General features: G+C 71.9%; 22 protein-coding genes and 1 tRNA gene. 10 read left to right on the top strand and 13 right to left on the bottom strand.

The genetic code is table 11. From position 1 onward, the window contains the following. The first annotated feature begins 59 nt into the window (after window positions 1–59). Both HNR19_RS10375 and HNR19_RS10370 read left to right on the top strand, forming a co-directional pair. Window positions 60–1,010, top strand: a complete 951-nt coding sequence (locus HNR19_RS10375; RefSeq protein WP_179667849.1) for an aldo/keto reductase — start codon at window positions 60–62, stop codon at window positions 1,008–1,010. Continuing rightward, window positions 1,007–1,222 (top strand): DUF5703 family protein, encoded by a 216-nt coding sequence (locus tag HNR19_RS10370; RefSeq protein WP_218910901.1) that lies wholly within the window; start codon window positions 1,007–1,009, stop codon window positions 1,220–1,222. Before HNR19_RS10375 ends, HNR19_RS10370 begins: the two co-directional genes overlap by 4 nt. Here HNR19_RS10370 and HNR19_RS10365 read toward each other — a convergent pair. Together HNR19_RS10365 and HNR19_RS10360 are read right to left on the bottom strand one after the other, a co-directional pair. Then, the gene (locus HNR19_RS10365) at window positions 1,219–2,502 is read right to left on the bottom strand and encodes a M20/M25/M40 family metallo-hydrolase (RefSeq protein WP_179667848.1); all 1,284 of its coding nucleotides are present in this window, start codon (window positions 2,500–2,502) and stop codon (window positions 1,219–1,221) included. The genes HNR19_RS10370 and HNR19_RS10365 overlap by 4 nt on opposite strands. A 4-nt stretch (window positions 2,503–2,506) precedes the next feature. After that, window positions 2,507–2,755 carry a DUF2786 domain-containing protein gene (locus HNR19_RS10360; RefSeq protein WP_179667847.1) on the bottom strand — a complete coding sequence of 83 codons (249 nt, stop codon included), beginning with the start codon at window positions 2,753–2,755 and terminating at the stop codon, window positions 2,507–2,509. Window positions 2,756–3,037: 282 nt separating this feature from the next. Here HNR19_RS10360 and HNR19_RS10355 point away from each other — a divergent pair, with 282 nt between their 5' ends. Beyond that, entirely contained in the window at window positions 3,038–3,634 is a 597-nt protein-coding gene (locus tag HNR19_RS10355; RefSeq protein ID WP_246304535.1) for a M23 family metallopeptidase, read from the top strand. Between the two features lie 10 nt (window positions 3,635–3,644). On the opposite strand, the gene HNR19_RS10350 is transcribed toward HNR19_RS10355, so the two are convergent. From HNR19_RS10350 to HNR19_RS10340, 3 genes are all read right to left on the bottom strand, one after another. Further along, window positions 3,645–3,812, bottom strand: coding sequence for a hypothetical protein (locus HNR19_RS10350; RefSeq protein WP_179667845.1), 168 nt, complete (start codon window positions 3,810–3,812; stop codon window positions 3,645–3,647). Window positions 3,813–3,917: 105 nt separating this feature from the next. Continuing rightward, on the bottom strand, window positions 3,918–5,702 hold the full coding sequence (locus tag HNR19_RS10345; protein WP_343047141.1) for a BCCT family transporter: 1,785 nt from the start codon (window positions 5,700–5,702) through the stop codon (window positions 3,918–3,920). 149 nt (window positions 5,703–5,851) lie between these two features. Next, window positions 5,852–5,940: transfer RNA gene (locus tag HNR19_RS10340), tRNA-Leu, on the bottom strand. A gap of 146 nt (window positions 5,941–6,086) precedes the next feature. Between HNR19_RS10340 and HNR19_RS10335 the strand changes: the two genes are divergently transcribed. Beyond that, complete coding sequence (locus tag HNR19_RS10335) at window positions 6,087–6,617, top strand: DUF4919 domain-containing protein (RefSeq protein ID WP_179667844.1); 531 nt, start codon at window positions 6,087–6,089, stop codon at window positions 6,615–6,617. Here HNR19_RS10335 and HNR19_RS10330 read toward each other — a convergent pair. Beyond that, window positions 6,595–7,053 carry an HNH endonuclease gene (locus tag HNR19_RS10330; protein WP_179667843.1) on the bottom strand — a complete coding sequence of 153 codons (459 nt, stop codon included), beginning with the start codon at window positions 7,051–7,053 and terminating at the stop codon, window positions 6,595–6,597. The genes HNR19_RS10335 and HNR19_RS10330 overlap by 23 nt on opposite strands. A gap of 67 nt (window positions 7,054–7,120) precedes the next feature. Here HNR19_RS10330 and HNR19_RS10325 point away from each other — a divergent pair, with 67 nt between their 5' ends. Continuing rightward, window positions 7,121–7,729, top strand: a complete 609-nt coding sequence (locus tag HNR19_RS10325) for a LysR family transcriptional regulator substrate-binding protein (protein WP_179667842.1) — start codon at window positions 7,121–7,123, stop codon at window positions 7,727–7,729. On the opposite strand, the gene HNR19_RS10320 is transcribed toward HNR19_RS10325, so the two are convergent. The 3 genes from HNR19_RS10320 to HNR19_RS10310 are packed head-to-tail and all read right to left on the bottom strand — an operon-like array spanning window position 7,726 to window position 10,935. Next, the gene (locus HNR19_RS10320; RefSeq protein WP_179667841.1) at window positions 7,726–8,319 is read right to left on the bottom strand and encodes a nucleosidase; all 594 of its coding nucleotides are present in this window, start codon (window positions 8,317–8,319) and stop codon (window positions 7,726–7,728) included. The genes HNR19_RS10325 and HNR19_RS10320 overlap by 4 nt on opposite strands. Window positions 8,320–8,353: 34 nt before the next feature. Further along, window positions 8,354–9,571, bottom strand: coding sequence for an acyl-CoA dehydrogenase family protein (locus tag HNR19_RS10315; protein ID WP_179667840.1), 1,218 nt, complete (start codon window positions 9,569–9,571; stop codon window positions 8,354–8,356). Then, window positions 9,571–10,935, bottom strand: coding sequence for an acyl-CoA dehydrogenase family protein (locus HNR19_RS10310; RefSeq protein WP_179667839.1), 1,365 nt, complete (start codon window positions 10,933–10,935; stop codon window positions 9,571–9,573). Before HNR19_RS10310 ends, HNR19_RS10315 begins: the two co-directional genes overlap by 1 nt. Window positions 10,936–11,025: 90 nt before the next feature. On the opposite strand from HNR19_RS10310, the gene def reads away from it, so the two are divergent. Continuing rightward, complete coding sequence (gene def / locus HNR19_RS10305; protein ID WP_218910205.1) at window positions 11,026–11,631, top strand: peptide deformylase; 606 nt, start codon at window positions 11,026–11,028, stop codon at window positions 11,629–11,631. Between the two features lie 15 nt (window positions 11,632–11,646). Here def and HNR19_RS10300 read toward each other — a convergent pair whose 3' ends face one another. Together HNR19_RS10300 and HNR19_RS10295 are read right to left on the bottom strand one after the other, a co-directional pair. Continuing rightward, complete coding sequence (locus tag HNR19_RS10300; RefSeq protein WP_179667838.1) at window positions 11,647–12,138, bottom strand: carboxymuconolactone decarboxylase family protein; 492 nt, start codon at window positions 12,136–12,138, stop codon at window positions 11,647–11,649. Further along, window positions 12,138–13,265: an NAD(P)H-dependent amine dehydrogenase family protein gene (locus HNR19_RS10295; RefSeq protein WP_179667837.1), complete on the bottom strand. Its 1,128-nt coding sequence runs from the start codon at window positions 13,263–13,265 to the stop codon at window positions 12,138–12,140. The genes HNR19_RS10300 and HNR19_RS10295 overlap by 1 nt, the downstream gene beginning before the upstream one ends. Window positions 13,266–13,377: 112 nt before the next feature. Between HNR19_RS10295 and HNR19_RS10290 the strand changes: the two genes are divergently transcribed. Together HNR19_RS10290 and HNR19_RS10285 are read left to right on the top strand one after the other, a co-directional pair. Next, the gene (locus HNR19_RS10290) at window positions 13,378–14,622 is read left to right on the top strand and encodes an AAA family ATPase (protein WP_179667836.1); all 1,245 of its coding nucleotides are present in this window, start codon (window positions 13,378–13,380) and stop codon (window positions 14,620–14,622) included. Beyond that, on the top strand, window positions 14,619–15,647 hold the full coding sequence (locus HNR19_RS10285) for a tetratricopeptide repeat protein (protein WP_179667835.1): 1,029 nt from the start codon (window positions 14,619–14,621) through the stop codon (window positions 15,645–15,647). Before HNR19_RS10290 ends, HNR19_RS10285 begins: the two co-directional genes overlap by 4 nt. Here the strand turns inward: HNR19_RS10285 and HNR19_RS10280 are convergent, their stop codons facing one another. Both HNR19_RS10280 and cobA read right to left on the bottom strand, forming a co-directional pair. After that, window positions 15,648–16,466: a TrmH family RNA methyltransferase gene (locus tag HNR19_RS10280; RefSeq protein ID WP_179667834.1), complete on the bottom strand. Its 819-nt coding sequence runs from the start codon at window positions 16,464–16,466 to the stop codon at window positions 15,648–15,650. Next, window positions 16,466–17,689, bottom strand: a complete 1,224-nt coding sequence (cobA, locus tag HNR19_RS10275) for a uroporphyrinogen-III C-methyltransferase (RefSeq protein WP_179667833.1) — start codon at window positions 17,687–17,689, stop codon at window positions 16,466–16,468. The genes HNR19_RS10280 and cobA overlap by 1 nt, the downstream gene beginning before the upstream one ends. A 68-nt stretch (window positions 17,690–17,757) precedes the next feature. On the opposite strand from cobA, the gene HNR19_RS10270 reads away from it, so the two are divergent. Then, on the top strand, window positions 17,758–18,285 hold the full coding sequence (locus tag HNR19_RS10270) for a YbhB/YbcL family Raf kinase inhibitor-like protein (RefSeq protein WP_179667832.1): 528 nt from the start codon (window positions 17,758–17,760) through the stop codon (window positions 18,283–18,285). Window positions 18,286–18,344: 59 nt separating this feature from the next. Further along, complete coding sequence (locus tag HNR19_RS10265; RefSeq protein WP_179667831.1) at window positions 18,345–20,363, top strand: elongation factor G; 2,019 nt, start codon at window positions 18,345–18,347, stop codon at window positions 20,361–20,363.

Below are 20,363 nucleotides of genomic sequence, written 5' to 3'. Positions count from 1 at the left end.
GCCGGGCAGTTGGGCGAGGCATGCCCGAGCATCGCGACCGGACGGCTAGGTTGTCCCGCATGCAGGAGCGCAACCTCGGTCGCACGGGTCTTCGCGTGTCGAGGACGGGCCTCGGCACCATGACCTGGGGCACCGCCACCGACGAGCACGAGGCGCGCGACCAGCTGATCGCGTTCGTCGAGGCCGGTGGCAACCTGGTCGACACCGCCAACGTGTACGGCGCCGGCGCCTCCGAGGAGCTGCTCGGCAGCCTGGTCGGCGACGTCGTGCCGCGCGAGGAGCTGGTCATCGCCACCAAGGCTGGCTTCGGGCTCCGGCGCGGGCAGCGGGTCTACGACACCTCCCGCGGCTACCTGCTCTCGACCCTCGACCTCTCCCTCCGCCGGCTGGGCGTCGACCACGTCGACCTGTGGCAGATGCACGTCTGGGACGACGGCACGCCCCTCGACGAGACCCTGGCCGCGCTCGACACCGCGGTCAGCAGCGGGCGGGCGGCGTACGTCGGCATCTCGAACTACACCGGCTGGCAGACCGCGCAGGCCGCCACCTGGCAGCAGGCGGTGCCGGGCCGGGCGCAGCTCGCCAGCACCCAGATGGAGTACTCGCTGGTCAACCGCGCGATCGAGGCCGAGGTGCTGCCCGCCGCCGCGGCCTGTGGGCTCGGGGTCCTGCCGTACTCCCCGCTCGGCAAGGGCGTGCTGACCGGCAAGTACCGCGGCGGCATCCCGTCCGACTCCCGCGGCGCCTCCGAGCACGCCGGCAAGATCGAGGCCTACCTCGACGAGGGCAGCCGCGGCATCGTCGAGTCGGTCGTCCGGGCCGCCGACGGGCTCGGCTGGACGCCGCTCGAGGTCGCCCTGGTGTGGGTGCGCGACCGCCCGGGCGTCACCGCCCCGATCGTCGGGTCCCGGACCACCGTCCAGCTCAAGGCCGCGCTCGGCGCCGAGGACAAGGAGCTGCCGCCCGAGATCCGCGCCGCGCTCGACGACGTGTCGGAGTCCGCGGCGTGACCGCCGTCCAGCTCCGCCGCCGCGGACTCGTGGAGTGGGAGTTCGAACGGGTCACCTTCGACCGCGTGCTGTCGCGCAACGCCGTCACCCGGTTGCTCACCGAGCGCGCCGAGCACGGCGGCTGGGAGCTCGACCGGCTCCAGATCGGCGCCGACGGCAAGCGCCGCGTGGTGCTGCGCCGCAAGATCATCCGCGCGGTGCGGACCGCCTAGACCTGGTCGAGGAACCGGTCCATCACCCGCACGCCGAACTCCAGCGCGTCGACCGGGACCCGCTCGTCGACGCCGTGGAACAGCGCGGTGAAGTCGAGGTCGTCGGGCAGTCGGAGCGGCGCGAAGCCGTAGGTGCGCATGCCGAGCTTGAGGAAGTGCTTGGCGTCGGTGCCACCGCTCATGAGGTACGGCGCCACGACGGCCTCCGGGTCCTCGGCGAGGATGCTCTGCTGCATCGCGTCGACCAGCGCACCCTCGTAGGGCACCTCCCACGGCGGCTGGTTGCTCACGTAGTCGACGGTGACGTCGTCGCCGCAGAGCTCGGCGAGGGTCGCGAAGAACTCGTCCTCGTAGCCGGGCAGGAAGCGGCCGTCGACGTACGCCGTCGCCTCGCTGGGGACCACGTTGACCTTGTAGCCGGCGTCGAGCATGGTCGGGTTGATCGAGTTGCGCAGGACGGCGCCGATCATCCGCGCCGCGTCGCCGAACTCCTCGATGAGGGAGACCGCGTTGTCGGGTGTCGCCTCGGTGCCCGCCAGGTCGGCGACGGCCGCCAGCAGCGTGCGCATCGTCGGCGTGAGGCGGACCGGCCACTCGTGGCTGCCGATCCGGGTCACCGCGGCGGCGAGCCGGGTGACGGCGTTGTCGTGGTTGACCATCGACCCGTGCCCCGCGCGCCCGCGCGCCGTGAGCCGAGTCCAGGCCATGCCCCGCTCGGCGGCCTGCACCAGGTAGAGGCGCCGGCCGCGCACGGTGGTGCTGAACCCGCCGACCTCGCCGACCGCCTCGGTGCAGCCCTCGAAGACCTCCGGGTGGTCGCGGATCAGCACCTCGGCCCCGAGGTGCCCACCGGCCTCCTCGTCGGCGGTGAAGCAGAGCACGACCGGCCGGTCGGGCACCCGGCCACTGCGCTGCCGGTCGCGCACGACCTGCAGCAGCATCGCGTCGAAGTCCTTCATGTCGACCGCTCCCCGGCCCCAGACGTAGCCGTCCTGGACCTCGCCCGAGAAGGGGTGCACCTGCCAGTCCTCGGCGGCAGCGGGCACCACGTCGAGGTGGCCGTGCAGCAGCAGCCCGTCGGTGCGGTCGCTCCCGCCGCCCCACCGGGCGACCACGCTCGCGCGGCCGGGCTCGCTCTCGTGGATGGTCGACTCGATACCGACCTCGTCCAGCAGCCCGGCGACGTACTCCGCCGCCTTCCGCTCCCCCGGCCCGCCGTCGGCGCCGTAGTTGGACGTGTCGATCCGGATCAGCTCGCGGCAGATGTCGACGACCTCCATGTCGTCATCCTCGCACGAGCAGCTCCGCCGCCTTCTGGGCCGCCAGCGCCCGCTCGTGCGGGGTGGCGCGGGTGTCGGAGGCGAGCCGGAGCAGGGCCTCGGCCCGCTGGGAGTCGCGCTCGGCGTTCGGCTCCGCAGCGGCGGTTCGGCGGTGCGTGGGCACCGAGGGGCGCAGCGTGCCCGCCCACGCGACGTACGTCGCCGACCACTCCTCGCGGAGGGTGGCCTCCGGGATCCGGGACGACGCGTTCATGCCCTCCTCAACGCGCTGCACCGACCCGGCGCTATGGGGACCTTGGTCCCGCATTTCCCCGCGAGATCGGTGAACGGCGCGCGAACGCATACCTGTGATCTCCCTCCCAGGATCCGACCCTCCTGAGCGTGAACGAGAACGCGTTCCTGTTAGCGGCACCACGGCGGATTGTCAGGCGATTTGAGCGTGAACGCGGCGTTCTGGCGCACTGGTTGCTTGCTCGTGCTTGCTGTTGCAAGCGCCGCTCGAGCGAAGTGAACCGAGAAACAGGACGTGAACGAGATGCCCCACCTGCCCCGCCTCCTGGCCGGCCCCACGCTGGCCGGCCTCGCACTGACCGGCGCGACGCTGACCCCGACGTTGACCGCGTCGGCGAACGACGTGCCCGACCCGGAGACCGACCGGATCACCCTCGTGTCCGCGAACACCGGCCCGCTGACCGGACGCATCCGGATCCAGCGCGGCCAGGTGATCCACCCCGTGCAGCTGGTGCGGCCCGTCGAGGGCTACGAGCTCACCGGCCGCTTCGGCGCGAGCAGCGGGCTGTGGTCCTCCTCCCACACCGGCCTGGACTTCGCGGTGCCGCAGGGCACCGCCATCCGCGCCATCACCGACGCCGTCGTGGTCTCGACGGACTACGACGGGTCCTACGGCCTCAAGACGGTGCTGCGCACCGAGGACGGCACCGAGCTCTGGCTCTGCCACCAGGACTCCGTGACGGTCGCGCCGGGCGAGCACGTCACGGCCGGCCAGGAGGTCGGCTACGTCGGCATGACCGGCAACACGACCGGCCCGCACCTCCACCTCGAGGTGCGCCCCGGCGGCGGCGACCCTGTCGACCCCGAGGCCGCGCTCGCGGACTGGGGCATCCCGGTCTGACCGGTGCGGCTCAGCCGGCCTCGAGCCAGGACCCGGTGCCCGAGACCGTGACCCGGCGGTGCAGCTCGCACATCGAGGTGACCGTGACGGCCCAGTGCTCGCAGCCGGGGAAGTCGCACTTGGCGTCCGCCAGCGGCAGGGTCGACCTGCCCTGCTGGCCGGGTGCGGTGTTGCGCATGTCGGTCACCTCCTTCATCGGTTGAGACGCCTGATTCCCCGAGAAGGTTGCGCGAAACTCCCATCGGCAGCGACGGTGGACAACCTGAGGAAGTGACCGACGGCGTCAGTCCCCGCGCTGCCGGGCCTTCCCCTCCTCGCTCGCGGCCTCACCGGACGCCGCGTCGGACGTCTCGGCCGGCTCCACGACGATCGCGAAGTCGTCGCCGTGCTCGGTCACGCCTGCGATCACGGCCTGCTCGACCGCCTCCTCGCCGTACCGACGCCGCACCATGAGCGGGTCCTCGCGCAGGTCGCGCATCAGGGCGACGGCCAGGCCGACCATGACCACGACGAACGGCAGCGCGGCGACGATCGTGATCGTCTGCAAGCCCGCGAGAGCGTCCTCGCCCCCGGCGACCAGCATCACCGCGGCGACCGCTCCGGTGGCGACGCCCCAGAAGATCACGATGGGTCGTGACGGCGACTGGGTGCCGCGCTCGGACAGGCTGCCCATGACGATCGACGCGGCGTCGGCGCCCGAGACGAAGAAGATCGCGACCAGCACCATGACGACCACGCTCGCGGCCGTTGCCAGCGGGTAGGACTCGAGCGTCGTGAAGAGCTGCTGCTCGAGGCCGCCGGCGCCGGCGATGTCGGTGCCCGCCTCCTGGAGGTCGATGGCGGTGCCACCGAGGATGCAGAACCAGATGACGCTGACGAGGCTCGGCACGAGCAGCACGCCCGCGACGAACTGCCGGATCGTGCGCCCGCGGGAGATCCGGGCGATGAACATGCCGACGAACGGCGTCCACGAGAGCCACCAGGCCCAGTAGAAGACGGTCCAGGAGCCCAGCCACGCCTCGGTGGCCGCGCCCTCGGCCCCGGTGCGGGCAGACATCATGGCCAGGTCCTGGACATAGCTGCCCACCGAGGTCGGCACCAGGTTGAGGATGAACACCGTCGGCCCGACGACGAACAGGAACAGCGCGAGCACCACCGCGAGCACCATGTTGGTGTTGGACAGCCACTGGATGCCCTTCGCGACGCCGGACACGGCGGACAGGACGAACGCGACCGTCAGGACGGCGATGATGCCGACCAGCACCGAGTTGCCGACGGTTCCGATGCCGCCGACGATCTGGAGACCGCTGCGGATCTGGAGCGCGCCGAGCCCGAGCGAGGTCGCCGAGCCGAAGAGCGTCGCGAAGATCGCGAACATGTCGATCACCTTGCCGCCCGGCCCGTCGGCGTGGCGGCCGAGGAGCGGGGCGAAGGCCGAGGAGATGAGCTGGTGGCGGCCCTTGCGGTAGACGCCGTAGGCGATCGACAGCCCGACCAGGGCGTAGATCGCCCACGGGTGGATGGTCCAGTGGAACATCGTGGTCGCCATCGCGGTCTGGGCGCTGCCCTCGCTGCCGGTCCCGGGCGGCGGCGTCACGAAGTGGGTCACCGGCTCGCTGACGCCGTAGAACATCAGCCCGATGCCCATGCCGGCGCTGAACATCATCGCCACCCAGGACACCGTGTTGAACTCGGGCTCCTCGTCGTCGCGGCCCAGCGTGATGGCGCCGTAGCGGCTGAGCGCGAGCCAGACGACGAATACCACGAACGCGCTCGCCGCGAGGACGAACAGCCAGCCGGTGTTGGCCATCACCCAGCCGAGGGCGTCGGTCGAGACCGTGCCCAGCGAATCGGTGCCGAGCGCGCCCCACAGGACGAACGCGATCGAGACCGCGGCGCTCACCCCGAAGACGATCTTGTCGATGCCGCGTCGCTCGTCGGCGGCCGCGGGCGGGAGGTCCAGCGCCGGGTGCGGCACCACGTCGCCGGCGGGTGACGCCAGGGCGTCCCTGGCGTGCCCCGCCACCCTGCGCTCGGGGGTCGTTCGATCGTTCTTCTCCAGCGTCACTTCGGGTCCGTTCGTCGGCTCAATTCCGCACTGTCCTCCCCCATGGAGGACCAGAAGACGTTGTCAGGAGAGGCACCCGGAGCGCAAGCCGGGAGCGGAGAAGACAAGAGCCCCCGACCCGCGTCTGTGCAGGTCAGGGGCTCTTCGTCTGGTGTCCGAGGGGGGACTTGAACCCCCACGCCCTAATACGGGCACTAGCACCTCAAGCTAGCGCGTCTGCCAATTCCGCCACCCGGACGAGTGCGGCGAAACAGTAGCAAAGGAGGGGCCCGATCCCCTCATCGGGGGCATCACCTGCCCACGGCTCAGGACGGGTGCGGCCGAGGTCCGCCGGGACGCGGTAGCGTCGACCGACTGCTCCGACTTCTCGGGAAGGGGCGATACGTGGGCACCCTGTTCGCGCAACTCGTCGAAAGCTATCTCCGCACGCCGACCCCGGCCACGCTCAGCGCGGTTCATCGGGACATCTCCGGCGGCGGCAACTACGACCCGGAGCTCCCGCTCGAGCGGATCGCGGCGCCGTACCTCCAGGACAGGAGGTACGGCGAGCTGCTGCCCGTGCTGCTGGAGCTGATGCCCGGCGCGATGTTGAGTCCGGGCACGCACGGCCTGCTCGCCGACTGCTACGACCACCTCGGGCAGGGCAAGGCCGCCGACCGCGAGCGCACCCTCGCCAGGATCGCGGTGCGGGCCATCCTCAAGAGCGGCGACGGCACCTACGACCGGCCGTGGGGCGTGCTCCGCGTCAGCGACGAGGTCGACGCGCTCGCCCAGCGCGGCCGGACGTCGCGGCACGTGCGCTACGAGCAGCGCGGCGAGCGGCTCCTCGACCTGCACGAGTGCGACGACGGCAGCGAGGTCTGGTTCGACGTCACGCTGCTCCACCAGACGGTCAGCGCCGGCTCCAGCCGGTGACCTCGATCCGCGTCGGCACCCACGGCTCGAAGCGCAGGCGCATCCCCGCCTCGGCGGGCGTCCGGTTGCCCTTGCGGCTGTTGCACCGGTTGCAGGCCGCGACGGTGTTGAGCCAGGTCCAGGTGCCGCCGCGGGAGCGGGGCACGACGTGGTCGACCGTGTCGGCGTGCCCGTCGCAGTAGGCGCATCGGTTGCGGTCGCGGCGCAGCACCGCCGTACGGCCGTAGGCGGCCGGGCGGTACATCCAGGAGGCGACCACATAACGCACGAGCCGCACCACCTTCGGCCAGGGGTGCGGCCCGATCGTCCGGTCCTCGTCGGCCTCGTGCACGACCGCGACGCCCCGGAAGAGCATCTTCACCGCATGAGGGAACGAGACGACGTCGTGCGGCTCGTAGGAGGCGTTGAGCAGCACCACGGGGCCGTAGCTGGCCATCGGCGTGCCTCCTCCCGACTCACGGGGTGTGCAGGACAAGCATGCCCGACCGCATAGGCTCCGCGCCATGGAACGGCTGCGCCTGGCGTTCGTGACCGGCGCCACCCCGGACAAGTGGGCCCGCGTCTGGCGGGAGCGGCACCCCCACATCCCGATCGACCTGGTCCCTGTCGAGCAGGCGGCGCAGCGCGCCGTCCTCGACGACGGCGCCGCCGACATGGTGCTCGCCCGGCTGCCCGTCGACCTCGACCGGCCGCGGCCCCTCCACTGCGTGCGGCTGTACGACGAGCAGCAGGTGGTCGTCGCGGGCAGGGAGCACCTGGTGGCCGCCGCCGATCCCGAGGGCGGAGTCACCCTGGCCGACCTCGCCGACGAGCAGCTCGTCGCCCCGCACCCGTCGGGGTGGCGGCCGGACGCCGAGCAGCTGGACTGGCCGTCGATGTCCGACAAGGACGCGGTCGAGGTCGTGGCGTCGGGCACCGGCGTGGTGATCCTGCCGATGTCCGTGGCCCGGCTGCACGCCCGCAAGGACGTCGTGAGCCGGCCGGTGACCGACCTCGAGCCCACCCAGGTCGCGCTGATCTGGCTGCGCGACGCGGACAGCGACGTGCACCAGGACTTCGTGGGGGTGGCGCGCGGCCGGAGAGCGGGCAGCGGCCGCGGCCTGAGCCGCTAGCCGACTGCGGGTGGGTCCTCCTCCTGGACCTCGGGGTCCACGACGTTGCGCACCAGCCACTCCCCCAGGTGCCGTGCACTGTGGTCGACCACCGACGGCCAGTCCAAGGCGCTCTCGTCGGCGTTGTCGGACACGTGCTTGACGAGCCGGACCGGTACGCCGAACTGCTGCGCGGCGTAGACCACGGCGTAGCCCTCCATGTCGACGAGGTCGGCGTCGACCGCCAGCCGGGTCCGGACGTCGGGCTCGCTGACGAACACGTCGCCGGTGGCGAGCACCACGCTCGCACTGCCGGAGCCGCACTCGAGCCGCTCCCGCGGGTCGTAGCCGAGGGCCCGGATCGCCGCGGCGTCGATGTCGTGGTTGATCACGATGCCCGGCTCGAACAGGCCGTCGTGGTGGTCGTGGAGCGAGCCCGCCGTGCCGATGTTGATGACGGTGAGGTCGCCGAGATCGCCGTACGAAGCGAGCGCGCGGGCCACCGCGGTGGCGGCCGCGGTCTTGCCGATGCCGGTGATCAGGACGGGCAGGCCGGCCGGGACGTACGCCGCCTCGGCCTCGGTCGCGGCGACGACGAGATGCTCGGTCACCGGACGAACCTATCGCCCGGTGACCGAGCCTCGCTCACTTGAGCTCGGAGCTCGACAGGCCGAGGATCCGGCGCGCCACGATCAGCTGCTGGATCTGCTGGGTGCCCTCGAAGATGTCGAGGATCTTGGAGTCGCGCGACCACTTCTCGAGCAGCTCGGCCTCGCTGTAGCCCACCGACGAGCACAGCTCGACGCAGGACAGCGTGACGTCGGAGCCGACGCGGCCGGCCTTCGCCTTGGCCATCGAGGCCTCGAGCGAGTTCGGCTTGCGGTTGTCGGCCATCCATGCGGCCTGGAGGGTGAGCAGGCGCCCCGCCTCCCAGTCCGACTCGAGCTGGAGGAACTTCGCAGCGGCCGCGGACTGCAGGTTGGCCGGCCTGTCGTAGTCGATCTCGATGCCGGCCTGCGCGAGCAGGTCGCGGGTGAGGTCGAGCGACGCCCGGGCGACGCCGACAGCCATCGCGGCCACCAGCGGGCGGGTGTTGTCGAACGTCGCCATCGCGCCGGCGAAGCCCTGCTCGGTGTTGATCTCCGGGGAACCGAGGAGGTTCTCCTTGGGCACGCGGACGTCGGTGAACGTGATCACGGCGGTGTCGGACGCCCGGATGCCGAGCTTCTCCTCGAGCCGCTCGACCTTCACGCCCGGCATGTCCTTGGTGACCAGGAACGACTTGATCGCCGCGCGGCCGAGGGACTTGTCGAGCGTCGCCCACACGACGATGGAGTCGGACCGCTCACCCGAGGTGACGAAGATCTTCTCGCCGTTGATGACGTACTCGTCGCCGTCGAGCACCGCGGTGGTCGAGACCTGCGAGGAGTCGGAGCCGAAGCTCGGCTCGGTGATCGCCATCGACGCCCAGGTGCCCTTGAACCGCTCGAGCTGCTCGTCGTTGGCGACCGACGCGATCGCGGAGTTGCCGAGGCCCTGCCGCGGGAACGACAGCATCAGCCCGACGTCGCCCCAGCACATCTCGGCGATCGAGGTCACCGAGGCCATGTTGGAGCCGTTCTTGACGCCGTCGCCCTCGGAGACCTTCGAGCCGCGGCCGACGCCGCTCGCGCCGGCACCCTCGGACGCGCCGGACTCGTTGAGCCCGTCGATCATCGCCGCGAGCGTGTCGAGCTCCTTGGGGTACTCGTGCTCGGCGATGTCGTACTTGCGCGAGATCGGCCGCAGCATGTTCATCGCGACCTGGTGGGCCTGCTCGATCAGCGGGCGGTGCTTCTTGGGAACTTCCAGGTTGATGGCCATCAGACCAGCACCGTCCCTTCCATGATGCCGATGGCACGCAGGTCGCGGTACCACCGCTCGACCGGGTGCTCCTTGACGAATCCGTGGCCACCGAGCAGCTGCACGCCGTCGTTGCCGATCTGCATGCCCCTGTCGGCGCAGATCTTGCGGGCCAGGGCGACCTCCTTGGAGAAGTCCTTGCCCGCCGCGGCGCGGGCGGCCGCGCGGTAGGTCAGCAGGCGCATGCCCTGCAGCTCGATCGCGATGTTGGCGACCATGAACGCCACCGCCTGGCGGTGGGCGATCGGCTCGCCGAACGCCTCGCGCTCCTTGACGTACGGCGTGACGTAGTCGAGCACCGCCTGGGCAGTGCCGATCGCGAGCGCGCACCACGCGAGGCGCGAGAGACGCACGCACTCGGTGTAGGTCGACCCGTCGGTCTCGCCGAGCACGGCGTCGGCGGGGACCTTCACGTCCTCGAGGTTCAGCTTGGTCATGCCGGCGGCCCGGACGCCCATCGCCGGGTCGCCCTCCACCGTCATGCCCTCGGCGCCCGACTCGACCAGGAAGAGGACCGGCTTGCCGTCGAGCTGGGCGCCCACGACGAACAGCTCGGCCTCGGCGCCACGGGCGACCAGGCTCTTGGTGCCGTTGAGGAGGTAGCCGTCACCGGACTTGGTTGCGGTCGTCTTCGGGGAGAGGACGTCGAAGAGCACGGCGGGCTCGTTGAGCGCGAGCGCGGCGGCCGGCACCTCCTCCCCGGTGAAGGCGGGCAGGTAGGTCTGCTGCTGCGCGTCGGTGCCCCACAGCCCGAGGGCGGTGGCGACCGAGCCGGGCGCCAGGGTGGCGACGGCGAGGCCCATGTCGCCCTTCGCGAGGGCCTCGGCCACGAGCGTGCCCGCCATCGCGGAGCGCTCCTCGGAGATGCCGCCGAGCGCCTCCGGCACACCGAGGATCGGCAGGCCGATCTCGAGGCTGGACTTGAGCAGCTCGTCGGGAGCGGCGCACGCCTTGTCCGCCTCGAACGCGGCGGGGCGCACGACCTCCTCGGCGTACTCGCTCACCACGTCGACGAGCATCTGCTCGTCCTCGGTCGGCGTGAGGTCGAACGGCCCGGTGCCGGCGGTCGCGGCCGGCCGGGTGCCCGGCTGCCCCTTCTTGCCCGACTTGGCGAAGGTCCGGCTGGCCGTGGTCATCGTCTTGAACCCGGTGCGGGTGACGTTGAAGACGACCTGCTCGGACTGCTTGCGGAGACCGATCTTGTCGATGAGGTCGCTCTGGGCGAGCTTGTTGAGACCGGCGACGAGGAAACCGATGGGGTCTCGGTTCTCCGTGCTCGGAACCCCGTGCTTGCCGCCCGGCTTGAGGTTGCTGATCAGGGACATGCCGTCAAATGTAACTTCGAGTTACACATCGCGCTACAGACGCGCGGGTGGGTCATGTCACACGTGCCCCCTCGCCTATGCTCCGGTCCCATGACCGCCCCCGATCCCGGCCCCGCCGACGAGCCCCTCAACATGCCCCACGGCCCGCTGCCCGAGGGCGGCACGGTCCGGCCGATGACCCGGTGGGGCACGCCGGTGATGCACCGCCCCCAGGCGCAGGTGACGTCGTACGACGACGATCTGCGCGCGCTGGTGGCCGACATGACCGCCACGATGTACGCCGCCGACGGGGTCGGCCTGGCCGCGTGCCAGATCGGGGTGGACCTGGCCGTCTTCGTGTTCGACTGCCCCGACGAGTCGGGCCGCCGCACGGTCGGCGTCGTGTGCAACCCGACGGTGACGCTCCCCGAGGGCAAGGACCGGCGTCTCGACGACGGCGAGGAGGGCTGCCTGTCGTTCCCCGGCGCGTTCGCGCCGTGCGCGCGTCCCGACTGGGCCGCGGTGGACGGCTTCGGGCTCGACGGCGAGCCGGTGCACTTCGAGGGCGACGGGCTGCTCGCGCGGTGTCTCCAGCACGAGACCGACCACACCCTGGGCACGGTCTTCGGCGACCGGATCCCCGACCGGGCGCGCAAGAAGCTGCAGAAGCAGCACGACAAGATCGCCGACGAGTACCCGCCGGACTGGCCTGCCTGAGCCGTTCCGGGCGGGTCAGCCCTGCCCGGCGTGGCTCGGCAGCACGCACGCCGCGTCCAGGCCGAGCACCCGGTTGAGGCGCCCGAACGACAGCCACGAGCCGAGGCACATCGACAGCTCGACGATCTCCCGGTCCGAGTAGTGCTGACGCATCCGCTTCCAGAAGGCGTCGTCGATCCCGTGGTGGTCCAGCGCGTACCGCTCGGCGTACTCCGCCGCCAGCCGCGTCCGGTCGTCGAAGTCACGGGTGGTGCGCCAGTCGGCCACCGCCTGGTCGAAGGTGTCCTCGACCTTCTGCCCGTCGCGCTCGGTTCGCCAGTCCTGGCAGAACAGGCAGCCGTTGATCTGCGCGATCCGGAGCCGGGCCGCCTCGAACTCGCGCAGCCCGAGGGTGCTGTGCTCGTACACGCTCATGGCCAGTGCGGACGCCGCGGGCCCGATGCCGGGCACCAGCTCGCCCCACACGTGCATGATCGGGTCCTTGCCGTCGGGTACGTCGATGAACATCAGGCCTCCGTCATGGTGCTGGTGTCGGTGGTGCGCAGGTAGGTGGACGGGACGAGGGGCACGTCGAGCCCGTCGTAGAGGCCGGGGGCGGCGACGCGGAGCCACGGGATGGCGTTGACGAGCCGGTTCGCGGCCGTCGCGTTGCCGCCCGCGGCCCGGTTGCCGCCCTCGTCGGTGGCCTCGACGTTGATCTCGATGCGGGGACGGCCCTCGATGATCACCCGGTGCGCGCCGTCGCCCCCGTCGGGTGGCATCGGCCAGTCGCCGGCGCACGAGGCGCTGATCCGGGTGACGTGCTCGATGACGATCCGTGGCTCGCCGCCGACGATGCCCTGCACCTCGAACCGGAGCGCCCCCTGGGTGCCGGCCGCGAAGTCGCCGAGCGCGGTCGTCACGTCGGCGTCGAGCGCGCGCCGGTCGACGGTCTCGCGCAGCTCGTCGACCTCCACGCCGAGAGCGCGCGCGACGATCCGGACCTGGCCACCCCAGACCATCGACGGGATGCCGGCGGCGACCATCGGCGGCTCGTAGTCCATCGGCTGCCCCATGCCGACGATGTAGCGCACCGAGTCCTCGGCGTCGTACGTCGAGTAGTCGAAGATCTCCTGGCACCGGACCTGGTCGACCTCGCTGGCGAGGCCGCTCACCAGAGCGGGCAGCAGGTCGTTGCCCCAGCCCGGGTCGATGCCGCTGACGAACAGCGCGCTGCCGCCGTCGGCGCACGCCTTCTCGAGCGGCTCCCGCAGCTCGGGCGGCGCGCTCCGGTGGTCGTAGAGCGCGTAGACCGACGGGGTCACCACGACCGCACCGCCGGCGAGCGCGCGCCTGATGTCGGCCACGGCGTCGTCGGGGCGCAGCTCCCCCGACGCCGCGTAGGCCACGGCTCCCCCGCCGTCGAGGGTGGCGAGCGCGGCGTCGACGTCGTCGGTCGCGCTCACGCCGAGGTCGCGACCCAGGCCCGCCAGGTCGCCCGCGTCGCGACCGACCTTGCCCGGGTCGTTGACCACCACGGCCGCCAGCCGCAGCCCGGGGTGCGCGGCGACCGCGCGGATCGACGCCCGGCCCATGTTGCCGGTGCCCCACACCACGACCGGGACCGCGGAGTAGAACGTGTTCTCGTTCGCCATGGCGCGAGCGTAGGCGGTGGCGCGTCTCCGCGGTAGTGGGCGGTAGTGGCACGACCGGCGGTGAAATCTGGCGGGCCCGGCCGGAGGCACGCGCTGGCCTTAACCTTTGCGCATGAGCGAGAGCGTGATCGACGCGATCCTGCGCGCCGTGGCGGCGGCGCCCGGCGATGCGGCGCTGAGGATCCACCTGGCCGACCTGTTGATCAGGGCCGGTCGCGCCGACGAGGCCGTGCCCCACCTCGCGGCAGCGCTGGCGTCCGCTCCGGACTCCGCCGAAGCGCGTGCGCTGATGGCACGCGCTCTGGACCCAGGAGGATCAGCCGCGCCGATGTCGGGCGCAGGCGGGGACGCCTCGTCGCGGTCGGCCGAGACCCCGCCGGTCGATCGCGGTTTCGACTGGACGCTGGCCGAGGAGGAGGTCGGCGACATCGCCCCGCCGATGTTCGCCGACTCCGACGGTGCCAGCTCGGAGGTCAGCGCCTACGACGTCGAGGAGGGCGGTGTCACGCTCGCCGATGTGGGAGGCATGCAGGAGGTCAAGAAGCGGCTCCATGCCGCCTTCCTCGCCCCCATGCGCAACGAAGCGCTCCGCAAGATGTACAGCAAGTCGCTGCGCGGCGGACTGCTGCTCTACGGGCCGCCCGGTTGTGGCAAGACCTTTCTCGCCCGCGCGCTCGCGGGCGAGATGGGCGTGCGGTTCATGACCGTCTCGATCGCCGACGTGCTGGACATGTACGTCGGCAACAGCGAGAAGAACGTGCACGAGATCTTCCAGACCGCGCGAGCGTCGGCTCCGTGCGTTCTCTTCCTCGACGAGGTCGACGCGATCGGTCACAAGCGCAGCCGGCTGAGCTCCGATGCGATGCGCGGCGCCGTCAATCAGCTCCTGCTGGAGCTCGACGGCGTTGAAGGAGACAACGAGGGGGTCTTCGTCCTCGCTGCGACGAACGCGCCGTGGGACGTCGACGCCGCGCTGCGGCGTCCGGGCCGCTTCGATCGCACGCTTCTCGTGCTGCCCCCGGACCAGGAGGCGCGCGAGGCGATCTGGCGGCTGCAGCTGTCGGATCGTCCGGTCGCCAAGATCGACGTGAAGCGACTCGCCAAGATGACCGACGGATACACGGGGGCGGACATCGCCCATGCCTGTGAGGCCGCCGCCGAGGTGGCGTTGTTGGCCGCGGCGGAGTCGGGCGAGCTGCGGCTCATCGGACAGACGGACGTCGAAGCCGCGCTGAGCGAGGTCCGGCCCTCGGTCGGGCCGTGGTTCGACACGGCCCGCAATGTCGTCCAGTTCGCCAACGGGGACGGTAGCTACGACGAGCTCGCGAAGTACATGCGCAAGGCCCGCAAGCTGTGAGCCAGGACCACCGCGCGCGTCAGCAGCTTCCGCACCTGATCGACATCGGTCGCTGGCACGACGCCAGGGCCCGCGCGAGCCAGATCCTGGCCACGTCGCCCGATGACGCCGACACCCACGGCTACCTCGCCCAGGCCTGCCTCGGTCAGGGCGACTTCCGGGCCGCGTTCGACGCTGCCAACCGCCTGGTGGCACTGCGGCCCGAAAGCGATTGGGGGCACCGGCTGGTCGCGATCGCGCTGGACCGCCTCGGCGACCACCGTGCTGCCCTCCGCGCCATCCAGGAGGCGGTTCGTCTCGCTCCGCACAACCCGAACGCGCACATCCAGTGCGCCCTGATCGCAGCGGACGTGCCGGGCGAGCTGATCCTCGCTCACGAAGCCGCGCGGACCGGCGTCCGGCTCGCGCCGAACGAGCCGGACGCTCACTTCGCGCTGGGCGTCGTCGAGCATCGGCGCAACGCCGTCGCCGAGGCGGAGGCGGCGTACGAGCGGGTGCTCGAGCTCGAGCCCGATCACGCGGCGGCGCTGAACAACCTCACCACGCTCCGCGGGCAGTGGAACGTCTCCAAGGCGATCCGCGGCTACGCCGGTGCACTCAATGCGGATCCGCAGATCGGTGTGGCGCAGGAGAACCTCGACAGCATCGCCACTTCGTTCCCCTTGCGGTTGTGGCTCGCGTCCGTCGTCGCACTCATCGCGGCGGCCGGTTTCAACTTCGCCGACGACGGCGTCTCGGCTACGACCCGCAGCATCGGGGCGATGCTCATCGTCGGGGTCTGCGCGTACACGCTCCGTGTCGTGCGGCAGGTTCCCCGCAGCGTCCGCCGCTATGTCGTGCGCAGGTCCTTCCGCGGGTTGGCGCTGTGGAACTGGTTCGTGTTCGGGGTCGTCTTCGCCGCGACGATGGCCGTCGCGTTCACTTCGTTCGGCGAGGACGTCGGCTTGAAGATCCTCCGACCCGTGCTCACGGGTGTCGTCATCTCAGGTGTCGTCGCAGTCGTGCAGCGGAGCCAGTCCCAGTGATCAGGCACGCCGCGCGGTGACGTAGCAGGCGACGGCCGTCGCGGCCGCCACGTTGAGGGAGTCGATGCCGTGCTCCCTCCCCCGCGCCATCGGGATGATCGCGCGCCGGTCGGCGGTCTCCTCCCAGCGTGCGGAGAGCCCGTGGCCCTCGCCGCCGAGGACCAGGGCGACCTTGTCCACGCCCGCCACCGCCTCCTCGACCGGTACGGCGTCCACGGCCAGCGTGAGCGCGACCGTGGTGAACCCGCGCTCGCTGAGGGACGGCAGCGCGCCGTGCCAGTCGTCGAGGCGGGTCCAGGGCACGCCGAACACGGCACCCATCGCGACCTTCACCGACCGGCGGTAGAGCGGGTCGGCGCAGCGCGGGGCGAGCAGCACGGCGTCGAACCCGAGCGCGGCGCCGGAGCGGAAGATCGCGCCGACGTTGGTGTGGTCGACGACGTCCTCGAGCACCAGCACCGAGCGCGCATCCGCCAGCACTGAGTCGACGGTCGGCAGTGGGCGCCGTACGAGCGAGGCCAGGGCGCCGCGGTGCACGTGGAAGCCGGTGACCTGCTCGGCGAGCGCCTCCGACAGCACGTAGCAGGGCGCGTCCGAGCGCTCCAGCACGTCGCCCAGCCCGTCGAGCCAGCGCGGGGCCATGAGGAACGACCGGGGCGCGTAGCCGGCCTCGACCGCACGGCGCACCACCTTCTCGCCCTCGGCGAGGAACAGCCCGTGCTCGGCCTCGAGGCTGCGGCGCAGCTGGACGTCGCGCAGGTCGCGGTAGTCGGCGAGCCGGGGGTCGTCGGCCGTGGTGATCTGGACCAGCTCGGCCATCAGCCGTCGAACGCCTCGGGATGGGCGATGCGGACGACCTCGCCGACCACGATGATGGCGGGGGGCCTGACCCGCTCCTCGGCGAGCCGCTCGGCCAGGGTGCCGAGCCGCGCGAGCACGGTCCGCTGGGTCGGCATCGTGCCGTCGCACACGACGGCCACCGGGGTGTCGGCGGGACGCCCGCCGTCGACGAGCGCGGCGGCGATCGCCGGGGCGTTCTCGACGCCCATCATCAGCACGATCGTCCCGCGCATCCGGGCGAGCGCGCCGTAGTCGACCAGCGACTCCGGGTGCCCGGGCGGAAGGTGGCCGGAGACCACGGCGAACTCGTGGGTGACGCCGCGATGGGTCACCGGGATGCCAGCGATCGCAGGGACGGCGACCGGCGAGGTGAGGCCGGGCACCACGGTGACCGGCACGCCCGCGTCGCGACAGGCGAGCACCTCCTCGTAGCCGCGACCGAAGACGAAGTTGTCGCCGCCCTTGAACCGCACCACACGCTTGCCGGCGAGGGCGCGGTCGACGATGACCCGGTTGATCTCCTCCTGCTGCGCCGAACGGCCGCGTGGCAGCTTCGCCACGTCCACCAGCTCCACGTCCGCGGGCAGCTCGCCGAGCAGCTCGCGGGGGGCGAGTCGGTCGGCGACGACGACGTCGGCCTCCATCAGCGCCTTGCGGCCGGCCACGGTCATCAGCTCGGGGTCGCCCGGGCCGCCGCCGACCAGGGTGACGCCGGGCGTGCGGTCGCGGTGGTGCGGCGCGGCGATCACGCCCTCGCGCAGCCCCTCGAGGATCTCGTCGCGGACCTGGACGGAGCGGCGCGGGTCGCGGTCGCCGAGCACGGCCACGGTGACCCCGGCGTGCCGGCCGACGGCCGGCGTCCAGGCACTCCCCTGCGTCGCGTCGTCGGAGCGCACGCAGAAGATGCGGAGGTCCTCGCAGAGCGTGCTCACGCGGTCGTTGACGGCACGCTCATCGGTCGCCGCGACGACGTACCAGGCGCCGTCGAGGTCGGCGTCCTCGAACCCGCGGGCGTGCCAGGTGATCTCCCCCGAGCCGACGAGCCCCTCGATCGCCGGCGTCACCCCGGGCGACACCACGTGGACGTCGGCGCCGGACGCGATCAGCTGCGGGACGCGGCGCTGAGCGACGCTCCCGCCGCCCACGACGACCACGCGGCGTCCGGCCAGCTGGAGACCGGAGGGGTACGGCGGGAAGTCCATGCCCTCATCTTCCTGGGTGCGCGTTTCCCCCTACCCCGCGACTCACGGGTCGGACTACGTTTGCAGGCATGTCGATCGAACGCCCCGTCGCTCCTGACCCCTACGAGCTGATGCCCGCGCTCCCGGCCATCTCGGTGACCAGCGCCGACGTGACGGACGGGCAGCCCCTGAAGTCCGACCAGGTCTACGCCGAGGGCAACACCTCGCCGCAGCTTTCCTGGGAGCCCGGACCGGAGGGCACCAAGAGCTACGTCGTCACCTGCTTCGACCCCGACGCCCCCATCCCGAGCGGCTTCTGGCACTGGGTCGCCGTCGACATCCCGGCCGACGTGACCAGCCTCGACACCGGCGCGGGCGCGAGCGACGACGCCCTCCCCGGCGGTGCGTTCCACGTCCGCAGCGACTTCGGCGAGCACGCGTTCGGCGGTGCGGCGCCGCCGGAGGGCGACCACGTGCACCGCTACTACTTCGTGGTCCACGCGGTGAAGGAGGAGCAGCTGGGCGTCGACGGCAGCGCGTCCCCCGCCGTCGTCGGCTTCAACCTGGCGTTCAAGGCGATCGCCCGCGGCCAGATCGTCGGCACCTACCAGCACTGAGGCGGACCGATCCGCACTGAGCCCTTGTGATCCCGGCCCGACGGGAGTTTCGTAGGCCCATGGCGGACAAGCTCAGCAGGAAGGGCGCCGACTCCGACCTGGCGGCGCCCGGGCCCGACCGGATCCGCAACGTGGTCCTGGTCGGGCCCTCACAAGCCGGCAAGACCTCGCTCGTCGAGGCCCTCCTCGCCCATGGCACCGGTGTCCGTGCGGCGACGGTGCCCGACGGGCGGTCCGTGGCCCTGACCGTGCAGCCGCTGCTGCACCAGGGCATCAAGATCAACCTGCTCGACACCCCGGGCTACGCCGACTTCGTCGGCGAGGTGCGCGCCGGGCTGCGGGCGGCCGACTGCGCCCTCTTCGTCGTCGGCGCCAACGAGGGCGTCGACGAGTCGACGCGCCAGCTGTGGCGGGAGTGCGCCGCCGTCGGCATGCCCCGCGCGGTCGTGGTCACCAAGCTCGACCACGCCCGCGCCGACGTCGCCGCGGTGCTCGCGGCCGCGCGTGCCTCGTTCGGCGAGAAGGTGCTGCCGGTCTACGTCACCGACGGCTCCGGCGTGGTGAGCCTGCTCGAGGCGGCCACCGACGACCCCCGCCGTGGCGAGCTCATCGAGGCGGTGATCGAGGAGTCCGAGGACGAGACCCTGATGGACCGCTACATCGGCGGGGAGCAGATCGACGAGAAGCTCCTGATCGACGACCTCGAGCAGGCGATCGCCCGCGCCACGCTGTTCCCGCTGATCCCCGTCTGCGCCACGACCGGCACCGGCCTCGGCGAGCTGCTGGACCTGTGCGTGCGCGCGTTCCCGCCGCCCAGCGAGCACCCGTCGCCGGAGGTCTTCACCCCGGTCGGCAAGGCTGCGGCGCCGGTGGCCTGCGACCCCGACGGGCCCTTGGTCGCCGAGGTGGTGCGCACGACCAGCGACCCCTACCTCGGCCGCGTCAGCGTGGTCCGGGTCTTCTCCGGCACCCTGCTGCCCGACGTGCCCGTGCACGTCTCCGGCCACTTCGACAGCTTCGGCGCGGCCGGGCACGAGAGCCACGACGAGGACGAGCGCATCGGCGCGCTCGCCTTCCCGAGCGCGGGCCAGCAGGTGCCGGCGCCGTACGTCGTGGCCGGCGACATCGCGATCGTCGGCCGGCTGTCGCGCGCCGAGACCGGCGACACGCTGTCCTCCCCGGAGGAGCCGCGGCTGCTCAAGCCGTGGGAGCTGCCCGACCCGCTGCTGCCGGTCGCGATCGAGGCGGCGAGCCGCTCCGACGAGGACAAGCTCTCGCCTGCACTGGCGCGACTGGCCGCCGAGGACCCGAGCCTGCGCGTCGAGCACAACTCCGAGACCGGGCAGCTGGTCGTGTGGGTGATGGGCGAGGCCCACGCCGAGGTCGCGCTCGACCGCCTCCAGCACCGCTACGGCGTCGCGGTCGAGCAGGTCGACCTGGTGATCCCGCTGCGCGAGTGCCTCACCGGCAAGGCCGAGGGCCTCGGGCGCAACGTCAAGCAGTCGGGCGGCCACGGCCAGTACGCCGTCTGCCGGCTCACGTTCGAGCCGCTGCCCGAGGGCAGCGGCTTCGAGTTCGTCGACAAGGTGGTCGGTGGCGCGGTCCCCCGCTCGTTCATCCCGAGCGTCGAGAAGGGCGTGCGCACCCAGATGGCGCGCGGCGTGCGGGCCGGCTACCCGGTGGTCGACCTCCGGGCGACGCTCACCGACGGCAAGGCCCACAGCGTGGACTCCTCCGACATGGCGTTCCAGACCGCCGGCGCGCTGGCACTGCGCGACGCCGCCGAGCAGACGTCGGTGTCGTTCCTCGAGCCCTACGACGAGGTGTCGGTGCTCGTGAGCGACGACCTCGTCGGCAACGTCATGAGCGACCTCGCCGCCCGCCGCGGCCGGCCGCTCGGCACCGAGCAGGTCGCCGACCGCACGCTCGTGCGAGCCCACGTGCCTCAGCGGGAGCTGGTGCGCTACGCGATCGACCTGCGCGCGATGAGCCACGGCGCGGGCACGTTCTCACGCACGTTCGCGCACTACGAGCCGATGCCCGAGGAGCTCGCGCGCGAGGTGCCGCCGCGGGGGTGA

This window comes from Nocardioides thalensis, assembly GCF_013410655.1.
In the GTDB taxonomy this organism is placed as follows: Bacteria; Actinomycetota; Actinomycetes; order Propionibacteriales; family Nocardioidaceae; genus Nocardioides; species Nocardioides thalensis.
Note: the sequence above shows the minus strand (reverse complement) of the source record. Positions and strands in the feature narration are given on the sequence as shown.

Bases quoted from the DNA above. Each gene is read 5' to 3' on its own strand.
- HNR19_RS10295 (WP_179667837.1), bottom strand. From the start codon at position 13,265: ATGGCGAACGAGAACACGTTCTACTCCGCGGTCCCGGTCGTGGTGTGG.
- HNR19_RS10330 (WP_179667843.1), bottom strand. From the start codon at position 7,053: ATGGCCAGCTACGGCCCCGTGGTGCTGCTCAACGCCTCCTACGAGCCG.
- HNR19_RS10270 (WP_179667832.1), top strand. From the start codon at position 17,758: ATGTCGATCGAACGCCCCGTCGCTCCTGACCCCTACGAGCTGATGCCC.
- HNR19_RS10350 (WP_179667845.1), bottom strand. From the start codon at position 3,812: ATGCGCAACACCGCACCCGGCCAGCAGGGCAGGTCGACCCTGCCGCTG.
- HNR19_RS10315 (WP_179667840.1), bottom strand. From the start codon at position 9,571: ATGGCCATCAACCTGGAAGTTCCCAAGAAGCACCGCCCGCTGATCGAG.
- def (WP_218910205.1), top strand. From the start codon at position 11,026: ATGACCGCCCCCGATCCCGGCCCCGCCGACGAGCCCCTCAACATGCCC.
- HNR19_RS10365 (WP_179667848.1), bottom strand. From the start codon at position 2,502: ATGGAGGTCGTCGACATCTGCCGCGAGCTGATCCGGATCGACACGTCC.
- HNR19_RS10300 (WP_179667838.1), bottom strand. From the start codon at position 12,138: ATGTTCATCGACGTACCCGACGGCAAGGACCCGATCATGCACGTGTGG.
- HNR19_RS10325 (WP_179667842.1), top strand. From the start codon at position 7,121: ATGGAACGGCTGCGCCTGGCGTTCGTGACCGGCGCCACCCCGGACAAG.
- HNR19_RS10290 (WP_179667836.1), top strand. From the start codon at position 13,378: ATGAGCGAGAGCGTGATCGACGCGATCCTGCGCGCCGTGGCGGCGGCG.
- HNR19_RS10375 (WP_179667849.1), top strand. From the start codon at position 60: ATGCAGGAGCGCAACCTCGGTCGCACGGGTCTTCGCGTGTCGAGGACG.
- HNR19_RS10360 (WP_179667847.1), bottom strand. From the start codon at position 2,755: ATGAACGCGTCGTCCCGGATCCCGGAGGCCACCCTCCGCGAGGAGTGG.
- HNR19_RS10265 (WP_179667831.1), top strand. From the start codon at position 18,345: ATGGCGGACAAGCTCAGCAGGAAGGGCGCCGACTCCGACCTGGCGGCG.
- HNR19_RS10310 (WP_179667839.1), bottom strand. From the start codon at position 10,935: ATGTCCCTGATCAGCAACCTCAAGCCGGGCGGCAAGCACGGGGTTCCG.
- HNR19_RS10355 (WP_246304535.1), top strand. From the start codon at position 3,038: ATGCCCCACCTGCCCCGCCTCCTGGCCGGCCCCACGCTGGCCGGCCTC.
- cobA (WP_179667833.1), bottom strand. From the start codon at position 17,689: ATGGACTTCCCGCCGTACCCCTCCGGTCTCCAGCTGGCCGGACGCCGC.
- HNR19_RS10280 (WP_179667834.1), bottom strand. From the start codon at position 16,466: ATGGCCGAGCTGGTCCAGATCACCACGGCCGACGACCCCCGGCTCGCC.